The following is a 4,060-nucleotide window of genomic DNA, read 5'->3' as shown; positions in this document are numbered from 1 at the left end:
AGCCGATTTCATTTCAAATGAGATGACCATCCTTCACCTGAATGAAGATGCAGCAAGTGAACATGATCCTCTACTATCACAAATTCAAATGTACTTCTCTTTTTGTAGACGAGACCCATCATGAATATACGTGCGAGAGCTGTAATGCAGCTGCTGGCAGCGTACGTTCAATGATGGGTTTTTTGTTGTGTTAACTTGACCATCAGAGTGCCTTGAATATGATGTGTTTGCAGTAAGTTTTCAGAAAAACAGATAAAAAGTCGTAACATCTATAAAAATTATGTCTGATTTTGTCGATAATGATAAAGTTAACTAGAGGGGAGAGAAAGCATGAAGTTTAGATTTAAAGACCTGAACACTTCAATTAAAATTTTTATACTGGTTGGTGTCGGCATTTTGCTGCTGGCATTAAGTACGTCGATTTCGTATCGCGCCATGAATGAAATCAATCAGAAGAATGACACCATTTACGAGCATAATCTGATGTCGATCATGTGGGTGAAGCAGATTATGGTGAACAACCGTTCCATTGACTCCGCCATATTCGAATTAATGGCAAGCAGTGATGATCGTCGGAATAGTGAGCTCAAAGCATCTATTGATCGTTTCCGTGTTGAAAATGATACACTCATGAAGAAATATAAGGAAGTCTTGCAAACGGATGAGGAAAAAACGTTCGTAGCTGAGTATGAGAAGTCGCTAAAGCCATATCGCGACAGTAATATTCGTGCGATAGAGTTGGCGATCGCAAATAAGAACGAAGAGGCGTATGATTATTATGCACGCAATGTACGCGAATCTCGCAGTAAGGTACAAAAAGTGCTGACCGAGCTTGTGAACTGGAATGAAAATTTAGCGGAGCAACAGGCGAAGAAATCAACGGAGCTAACGAAAGCTTCCACCACGACGAATGTAATCATCGGAATGATTTCACTGCTTGTATGCGTGCTGGTTGGATATGTGATCGCCAATCTGATTGTGAAGCCGCTTCGACAAATGCAAACCTTGATGGAGCAAGCAGAACAAGGAGATCTTACAGTTCGCGGCTCCTATGATTCGAAGGATGAGATTGGGGTGCTGATGAAGGACTTCAACAAGATGATGGACGGTTTGTCCTCGATTATGAGCACGGTGCATGAGCGTTCGGTGCAACTGCTTCACAATTCACGCTTAGTCTCTGACAATGCAAATGAAACGGCGCAAGCGACAGAGCATATTGCCGCTTCAATGGAACAGGTCGCATCGGGTGCGCAGCTGCAGCAGACAGCATCGGAGGAAAATGCGATTGCGCTTGAAGAATTTGCACGCGGTATTCAATCGATTGTCGAAAATACATCGAGCGTTGCGGAATTGGCCAATCATTCGGCTATACAAGCTGAGCAGGGCAATGTAACGATCGTCGATGCGATGGAGCAGATGAAGTCTATTAACCAATCCGTACAGACAACGGAATCCGCTGTTGAACAGCTGCATGATCATTCTCAGCAGATTGAGAACATTATTGATGTCATTACGAATATTGCTGGGCAGACGAATCTCCTTGCGCTCAATGCCTCGATTGAAGCAGCAAGAGCCGGGGAGAGCGGCAGAGGGTTCTCAGTCGTTGCTGGAGAGGTACGCAAGCTGGCTGAACAGTCTAGTGAATCTGCCAAGCAAATAGCCGAGCTCATTGCGGAAATGCAAAACAGCACACAGGAAACGGTAAATGCAATGGCTTATGTACGTCAGGATGTTGTGTCAGGTATGAAGGCAGTTGCGCAGGCAGGGCAGATGTTCGAGCATATCATGGCGCTGGTGCAGCAAGTGACAGGGCAAGTGCAGGAGACCTCAGCTGCGACAGAACAGATGTCAGCAGGTACAGAGGAGATTACTGCATCAGTTGACGAAATGGCGAAGATTGCAGCGGACACGTCTTCCACCGTACAATCGGTGGCGGCTGCATCTGAGGAGCAGCTTGCCTCTGTAGAGACCATTTCGGCTTCGATCGGGCAGTTGAAGCAAATGGCGGAAGAACTGCAGGAGATGGTGAATCGTTTCAAGCTATAATCGCATGGAGAATAGGGATTTCATTGTATTACCGGTTGCTAGAAATAGCGGCCGGTTATTTATTTTGTAAGCAGAAACATTATGTTCAGAAAAAGGATGTGCCGCAGCACATCCTTTATGTATACGATTATTTATAATAGGAGTCGATGAGTGGAATAAAGTATCCACCGCCGCCCTTGACTTGGAAGCTGATAACGACATTTTTAACACCGCCAATATTGGCTTCAATTTCTTTGAGTCCATCTTCAGGAAGAATCGAATCTACTTTCTTTAGCAGTGCGTTCTTGTCAAGATCGGAAATCTCGATATTCGTTAACTCTTGATCTATTGCAGCAAGCTTGATGACGATCTTCTGATATTTTTTGTTAGGAGTGACGATGATGGATGGCGCTTGCGAACTATCGGAATGATCATAGATAACTTCCTTATAATTTTTGCCGCTGTAGGTCGTTTGTGCGGGGTCTTTGGAGTAGTAAGAGTTCGAAAAAATTTCTGCATTTAGAGGAGTGCCTTTTACTTTTTCGCCCACAATGATTTCATTTGTTTTCGAGTCGATGGCAACTGCAACATTCAATGCGCTGCCAATGCCTTTAACCGGTACATATACGTTGCCGTTATACCTAATCGGTTGCAGTGCCAATCCTTTGTCATCATTGAACTGAACTGCCTTTCCATTCACCTTCACCTTAGCAGTGCTGTCCAAGTAAGCCTCAATCTTCTTCAGGTTGGTACCTGCATACACGCCAGTGCCTAGACCGACTAGTAATGCAGCGCTAGTTAGAGAAGCGACTAGTGCTTTTCTCAATTCATCCCACTCCTTTTTATTCACACAAATGAAAGGAAATCATAGCTAGATAGTAGAGGAACAGAGGTCTACAATCAATAGTTCTAATTGCTTATTATTCGAGCAAACTGTCACTTTCCCAGCATAAAGGGGGAGTGATTATTGGGAGGAGAGAGTGTACAGATAAATAAAACGCTTGGACTGCAAAGAGCCCAAGCGTTTGAGGGGGGAGATATACTAGTTTTATTGTCTTTATTGTGCTTTTACGAATTCAGCAGATTTAATACCTGCTTGGCGACCGAAGATAATGATATCTGCAACGGAGTTACCGCCGATACGGTTCTCACCGTGCAGGCCGCCGATGACCTCACCTGCTGCGTAGAGACCTGTTATAGCCTTGCCGTCCTTGGTTACAACTTCGGTGTTTGTGTTAACTTTTACGCCACCCATTGTGTAGTGGATACCAGGAGCAATTTTGATTGCATAGAATGGTCCAGCGGACAATTCGTTGTCCATGCCTGTTGTTCTGCCGAATTCAGCATCTTTTTTGTTTTTCACTGCGCCGTTCCATGTATCAAGTGTTTCTTTGAGCTGGTCGACCGGAACGCTCATTACTTTAGCCAAATCTTCAACCGTTTCACCTTGAATGACAAATCCCATTTTGTCGTATTGTTGAATGGCTTTGGCACGGGATTTCACACCGGAATCAAATACAAGATAGGCTGCTTTGTCAGACAGTTTATTAATTGCTGCCGTTACGTTATCACGAGTATCCAACTCATTCGTGAATCGTTTGCCATCTTTATCAACCAAGATCGCACCTTCACCGCGAACTGCTTCCCCGATAAGATAGGACTTCTCTTGCTGTACAGTAGGGTGAACCTGAATTTGATCCATATCTACAGTCACGCCGCCGAGCTTCTCAATCATCGTAATACCGTCACCAGTGCTGCCTATTTGGTTCGTCGTTACGAGACCTTTCAAATCAGGACGAACAGAGGAGATCATGTCCATGTTAGCGCCGTAACCGCCTGTTGTGACAACAACTGCATTTGCGGCAATGTTCTTCTCATCCTTCTCCTCGAAGAGGACTTTAACGCCGTTCACTTTTTCCGTCTTTTTTCTGTAATATCTGTAACTTTCGCATTAACGAAAACAGGAATCCCTTTTGATTGTACATTCTTGACCAAGCCGCTGACGAGATATTGTCCAACAGCAGATCCGTCTTCA

General features: G+C 44.4%; 2 protein-coding genes and 1 pseudogene. 1 reads left to right on the top strand and 2 read right to left on the bottom strand.

Annotation, left to right across the window (positions count from 1 at the left end; all coding sequences use genetic code 11):
- Nucleotides 1-330: 330 nt before the first annotated feature.
- Nucleotides 331-2,046 carry a methyl-accepting chemotaxis protein gene (locus tag AZ66_RS27605; protein ID WP_021262252.1) on the top strand — a complete coding sequence of 572 codons (1,716 nt, stop codon included), beginning with the start codon at nt 331-333 and terminating at the stop codon, nt 2,044-2,046.
- Nucleotides 2,047-2,173: 127 nt separating this feature from the next.
- On the opposite strand, the gene AZ66_RS27600 is transcribed toward AZ66_RS27605, so the two are convergent.
- Complete coding sequence (locus AZ66_RS27600) at nt 2,174-2,851, bottom strand: hypothetical protein (RefSeq protein ID WP_044357836.1); 678 nt, start codon at nt 2,849-2,851, stop codon at nt 2,174-2,176.
- 231 nt (nt 2,852-3,082) lie between these two features.
- Nucleotides 3,083-4,060, bottom strand: a pseudogene (locus tag AZ66_RS27595) (flavocytochrome c); the annotation flags it as partial.

Source organism: Paenibacillus sp. E194, assembly GCF_000935845.1.
Taxonomy (GTDB): Bacteria; Bacillota; Bacilli; order Paenibacillales; family Paenibacillaceae; genus Paenibacillus_B; species Paenibacillus_B alvei_B.
The sequence above is the reverse complement of the archived record's forward strand: the minus strand, read 5'-3'. Positions and strand labels throughout refer to the sequence as shown.